This is a genomic window from Steroidobacter sp., assembly GCF_016790065.1.
GTDB lineage: Bacteria > Pseudomonadota > Gammaproteobacteria > Steroidobacterales > Steroidobacteraceae > Steroidobacter.
Genome location: NZ_JAEUPY010000377.1, coordinates 1 through 5851, shown reverse-complemented (window position 1 = coordinate 5851; position 5851 = coordinate 1). Strand labels below are relative to the sequence as shown.

Here is a 5851-nt window from a genome sequence, read left to right as displayed (position 1 = left end):
GGATAGTCAGCGAGCACTCTCCGGCACGGTGATCGTCTCGCCGGCCAGGGCCGGCGTGTTTACTGGCAAATGACGAGCCTGTGTGGCCTGCTCGAAGCTGTATCCGAGCGCAATCAATCGCGGCTCGGAAAAACGCGCGCCGAGAAAGGAAATGTTCACTGGCATGGACGCACTGTTGAAACCGGCCGGCACGGACAGATCCGGGAAGCCACCGAGATTGGCGAGCAGGATGGCAGGCAGCGCGGTGCCGTCGCCTTTCTCGGCGATCAGAGCCGTACCACGAGACGCCGTGGGGTAAACCATCGCGTCAAGCCGTTCGGCGGCCAGCATCCCTTCGATGCTCTGGCGCACCAAGGGCAACGCATTGTCATGCACGGCCACGTAGCGATAGTCGGTCATCGAGCCCGCTTCGAACTCGCGGCGAAACGTCCACCACCGATCCGGATTCGGGCCGCCGCCGTCGTCACGCAGCGTATTGAGCTTGCGAGCCCGAGCCATCAATTGCTCGAGGCTCTTCGGATACTTCGGGTCCAGAGTTTTTAGATACGTTTCGATCTGAGTCTTGAACTCGGCATCGCGCACGGCCAGATAGAAATCGGTTCTGGCGCTGAACCACTTTGGCAACTTGACGTCGATCAGCTCAGCGCCGGCCTCCTTCAATGTGGTCAATGCCGCTTCGAATACCCAATCCACTTCCGTATCAGACCCCAGGAACTCACGCACCACGCCGATGCGCGCGCCCTTCAAAGCATTCGCGTCGAGATTGCCAGTGAAGCCTTGCGGATATTTGCCTTCGCCTTCAGCGGTCGCCGGATCAGCGGCGTCGACACCGGCCAGCACGCTCATGGCCAGCGCGATGTCGCTGACATTACGAGTCAACGGACCGGGTGTATCGAAACTCAACGCCAGCGGAATGATGCCGTCGCGACTCAACGCGCCCATGGTGGGCTTCAACCCGACCACACCATTCGCATTGGACGGCGAACGAATCGAGCCGCCGGTGTCGGTGCCCAAGGCCAACGGCGCATACGTCGCGGCGACTGCGATGCCGCTACCACCGGAAGAGCCTCCGGCCACCCGATTCAAATCGTGCGGATTGCGCATCAGGCCGCCCAACGAGCTGCGCATGGCGCCCGATGCGAACTCGGACATGTTGGTCTTGCCGATGATCACAGCGCCCGCATCGCGTAGCCGCTTCACTAGGAAGGCGTCATCAGGCGGCAGCGAACCTTCCAACAACAGCGAACCACCGGTGGTCGGCAGATTGGCGGTGTCGAAGTTGTCTTTGACCAGGACGGGAATGCCATGCAACGCCGAGCGCGGACCTTTCCGACGCCGTTCTGCATCGAGGGTTTTGGCAATGTCGATGGCTTTGGGATCGAGCGCGATCACGGCTCGCAGGGTCGGGCCCTTTTTGTCATAGGCCGCGATCCGTGCCAACGACAGGCGCACCAGCTTTTCGGAAGTCAGCGAACCAGCATCCATGGCGGCGCCCAACTCGCCGATGGTCGCCTCGTGTAACGGCACCTTGGCGGCCTGAGCCGCGGGTGCTGCCGTCAAAGCCAGTAAGGTCAGTAGTAACGAGGCCGTGAAAATCCTGGTCATGTGCTCTTCTTGCGATATTCGATGACTCGGGCCAGGCCGTGTATCAAATATCCGCGCCAAGAGCTATGCCTTTTGTCGAACACAGCTCGAACAGGCAGGGCTCGCGGGCAGCCCTGCCTGCTACAAACTATCAAGTCATCGAGCCGAACCGTTCGATCAGCGCAGCTTTGCAGGCCGCATCGGTCGCCGGCACCGAACCGGTGGTGAAGGCCGCCGGGGCCGAGCCACTCCATTCCGACAGGTCCTTGCCGAAGTCGAAGCGATAGTTGCGATCCAAACCGCTGGCGCCGACCGACCGAAGCAGCAGCGAACGCACGCCGCCAGCCACATCGATGCTCAACGTCAGCGTGTGATCGTCCAGCAAGCTCCAGCGCCCGCCGACCAGCAACGCGCCGTTGGGATCGGTGCTGCTCGTGGTGTCGAAGTCGCCATCGTTGCCGCGATAACGTACGCAGACATCAATGTCGCCCGAGCGAGCGCCATTGGTGCCGCTGACGAAGAACACTGCCGCGCCCTGCTCGTCCCACTCGTTCACGCTGACGCCGAACGACGTGTTGACCAGGGCTGCGAAGGTTTGCGCCGCCAAGGCCGGAATCGTGGCGCTGGCGCTGATGGAGTTGGAGTTCGGATCGAAATCGAAGTTGGCGGCGATCAGCGTGCTCAGGTCGATGTCATCGCCACCCAAGGCGCTGAAGTCGCTGCCCAAGCCGTTGCCCTGCGCCAGCTGGTTACGCACCCAGTCCGCCAAGTCGTCCAGTTCCGGATCGTACGGATTGGCCAACGCGCGCTCAGCCGCCACTGCCTGCAAACGCAGAATGGCCTGCAGGTCCGACTGAGTGAACACCGCTTGCTGAGCCGCCAGGATCTGCTCATTCAAGCTCACCAAGCCGGCGGTGAATTCCAACAACGGTTCGAAGCCGCTTTCATTCGGCAGCACATAGCTCGACGGCACGGTCTGGCCCGGATTGAGCGCCAGGTAGATCGAACGACGCGCGATGTCTTTCAGATCGTCGTAAGAAGACAAGACGCTTTCGAAGCTGCCGCCAGCGTTGGCGCCTTCGATCAGTTTGGCCGCCTGCGCAATGTAAGCAGCCGCCCAGGCCTGCCCGTGCACGTCATCGAAGACCGACTGGCCGAGCGAACGGTAGCCGATTTCGCCAACCACGCGAGAAATGATCGCCGACAGCTGGGCACGACTCATCTGCGAAGCCATGTCTGCATTCAACAAATCGTCGTTCAAAGAGCCGCCCGACGGCAGCAGGCCCGCGGCGATCAGGGCTTGCACCTTGGCATCGACACCCGACGACGAGTCAGCGACCAAGCTGGTCACTGGCGTCACCAGGCGTAAATCGTCGCGCCCCAACTGGCTAGAACGCAGGCTGAGCACGCCCTTGAACGGCAGCTGAGTGACCGTGTCATAGCCGCCGGTCACGCGAATCAGCACTTCAGTGTTAGCAGCGATGGCGCCACGCAGACAGAACTGCGAGAGCCCACCAGACGCGCAGTAATCAGTATTAGTGCTGTGGTTATAAGAGAAGTAGCCGTCGCTATCGGTAAGCGCGCGAGGCTCGAACGCATCGAGTTTACCGTTCTCGTTCTGATCCACATACACCGTGGCACCGGCGAGATAACCATCGACAGCGCGAGCATAGAACGCACGACTGGTAGAGCCTGTGCTGCTCGGGCTATTGCCGACGTCCTGCGTACCTTTGCTACCGCCACCACACGCCGCGAGGCCCAGCATGCCGCCGGCCAACGCCACCGACCAAATTCTCTTGTTACGAATTTTCATTCTATTTCTCTCCATGCCTGGTCAGATCAGTAGCTCATTTCGAAGCCGAGGTTGAACGCGGCCGTTCTAGGCACGGAGCTACCATCGATGCGGGTCGATTCCAGACCGCAAGAAACATCCAGATGCACGGCACCGAAGAAAGTGAAACCCACGGACGCGCTGCTCAGCTCGCTACCGGCCAGGTTCTTGCGATAGCCGACGCGCCAGTCCGGCAACCAATTCGTTGCCGTCTTGTAGCCCAGCGCCACTTTCAAGTTCTGGTTCAAATCGCCGACCGGATCGTGCACGTCGTTGAGATCGACGCTGGCCGCAAGCGAACCGACGCCGGAAGCGAAGAACAGCGCACCTTCCACAGTCGCCAGACGCTCCAGCGTCCAGGTCTCGTTCAGAGCGATACGATCGCCGTAGTACGCAGCCGTGAAGCAGTTGTACTGCGCGCTGCCGCTCAGGCTGCCGCAGTTGCTACCGATGGCGCCGTACTCGAAGTCAGGTTCAGTGAGATTCGCCAGCGTCACGCCGACGCGATAATTGCCGGCGTCGTAGATGGCGCCGAGGTCGACCGTCACGTTGCTCGACTTGCGTTCGTTGACGTCGTAGTTGTCCTTGAGCAAGTCTTCGACGTCCTCGTCATCTTCGATGGCTTCCAACGCCACCACTTGTTTGCTGAGCTTGGCCTGCAAGTAACGCAAGTTGCCGCCGACGATCAGCTGGCGGGCCGAGCGCTGCCACACCTGCCGGCTGTAGCCGACCGCGATCTCGGTCACTTGCCCAGCTTTGACATACGCCGCCGAAGCGGTCTCCACTTCTTCGGACACCGCGTTGTAGGTCAGCGGCGAATCGAGGAAGCCGAGGCGCCCTTGCGCACTCAAATTGGCATCGAGCGTGAACACGCCCAGCTCACTTCGGTACAGAATCGGGAACAGCGGCACTTGGACGCCGGCTTGCACTTTCACATAGCCGTCGCGGCTCAGCGGCCCAAGAATGGCGTTGAAGCGCTGGACCAGCGCGTTGCCTTCGGCCAGCGAAATATTGTCGCGATCCAATTCATCGATCAGGTCGTCGATTTCATCGGCGAAGTTGTCGACCTCACCCACTTCCACGCCGAAGCCGACGTTGCTCAGGATGCCGAGACGGAACGATGCGTTCGGAGCAATCGAGTACTCAGAGCCCGCGGGATTGCGAGTCGCGTATAAAGAAGTCCATGCACCGGAAGCACCGTTATCGCTGAGATTGGGACCGGCATCGACAAATCCCGGCGCCGCCAGCGACGCGCAGGAGAACAACGCCGCGCTCACTGCGGCGGTGACGACAACACTCTTCACTAAAACCTCCACTCCATAATCGTTCGAGTTATGGATGGCGGCGTTGCGCGGGCGAGACTGTAGCGAGAATGCTACGTTTGTCCCGAAAGCATGACGGGGTTCACATTGCGAACGCTCGCAACGCGGCGTGGCTATGTAGCAGCTCGCGCCGTCAAGCCGCTGCGGGTCGCTAGCGGCGCCAGCGACGCACGGCGCGCTGGAAGAACAGGCTGTTCGGAATTTGCAGCAGATTGCCGGGCTGACCCTCGCTGGTGCTGTCCTCTTCCAGCGTGGTGTAGATCAGATTGATGTCGATCACCTTGCCCTTGAGGCCGGCTTTCTCGCCGTTCTCCAACACTTCGATGTGTTCGTACAGACGGAACGGCCGTGTGGTGAAGATCAACACCGTGCAGAAGATGTTCGACAACACACTCCAGACAGCGAAGAACGCCACTGCCGCCACGGCTGCGAAGCCCGTGAAGGCCGCCCACAACACTGCGGCCGACACACCAAGCCGCTCGAGAACCAGCAGCAGCGCCGCACCGTAGATCAGCGCGGCGGAAATGCGTCGAGCAACGTTCTGCAGCTCCACCGGTAAGTTGTGCTCGCCCAAGCGCCGAATCACGCGCCGAGCCAACTGCTGCAACAACCATGCAGTCAGTGCAATCAACACCACTTGGATCAGGGGCACGATCAGGTCGAGCCATTCCTGGCCCCACGCCGGCCAAAAGTCTCTCATCGGTCACATCGTCTCGAAACGGGCGACCGTGGAGCTTAACTGCTAGGGCTGGGAAGAGAAAGGCGGAGGCCCGCAGCGGCAACGCCGAGCGATGGCGTCGCCTACATTGACTGCTGCCACGCCCGACGCAATGGCAGCTTGATTCTGCTCGGCTTGGAACCGCGTTAGAACATCACGTCGCCGTGAATCACACGCGGCGCTTCGGTAACCGTCGGCTTCGTGCCGATGTAGACGTCCGAGTTTGCGTCCGACGGGTTCTTCAAGTCAGCGCTCGTCGGCAGCACCATGCCCGCAGGCAAGGTCAGACCGGCCGTCGAGCACTCGCTCGAGCTCTTGCGTGCGAAGCGAATTTCGCGATCCAACCATTTCACCAGATAGCTGCCGGTGGTCGTCGTGACGCGGCCGTTGGTGGTG

At 61.0% G+C, this 5851-nt stretch carries 5 protein-coding genes; all 5 read right to left on the bottom strand.

Annotated elements, in window-relative coordinates; translation table 11 throughout:
* Positions 1-6: 6 nt before the first annotated feature.
* Entirely contained in the window at positions 7-1605 is a 1599-nt protein-coding gene (locus tag JNL55_RS15595) for an amidase family protein (protein ID WP_293855199.1), read from the bottom strand.
* A 130-nt stretch (positions 1606-1735) separates the two neighbouring features.
* Complete coding sequence (locus tag JNL55_RS15590) at positions 1736-3397, bottom strand: hypothetical protein (protein WP_293855196.1); 1662 nt, start codon at positions 3395-3397, stop codon at positions 1736-1738.
* A 26-nt stretch (positions 3398-3423) separates the two neighbouring features.
* Positions 3424-4719, bottom strand: coding sequence for a conjugal transfer protein TraF (locus JNL55_RS15585; RefSeq protein ID WP_293855193.1), 1296 nt, complete (start codon positions 4717-4719; stop codon positions 3424-3426).
* Positions 4720-4888: 169 nt separating this feature from the next.
* Entirely contained in the window at positions 4889-5437 is a 549-nt protein-coding gene (locus JNL55_RS15580) for a mechanosensitive ion channel family protein (RefSeq protein WP_293855190.1), read from the bottom strand.
* A gap of 164 nt (positions 5438-5601) precedes the next feature.
* The coding region (locus JNL55_RS15575) for a hypothetical protein (RefSeq protein ID WP_293855187.1) at positions 5602-5851 on the bottom strand (250 nt) is incomplete at its 5' end.

Coding starts and splice junctions, on each gene's coding strand:
- JNL55_RS15595 (WP_293855199.1), bottom strand. CDS start 1,605: ATGACCAGGATTTTCACGGCCTCGTTACTACTGACCTTACTGGCTTTG.
- JNL55_RS15590 (WP_293855196.1), bottom strand. CDS start 3,397: ATGAAAATTCGTAACAAGAGAATTTGGTCGGTGGCGTTGGCCGGCGGC.
- JNL55_RS15580 (WP_293855190.1), bottom strand. CDS start 5,437: ATGAGAGACTTTTGGCCGGCGTGGGGCCAGGAATGGCTCGACCTGATC.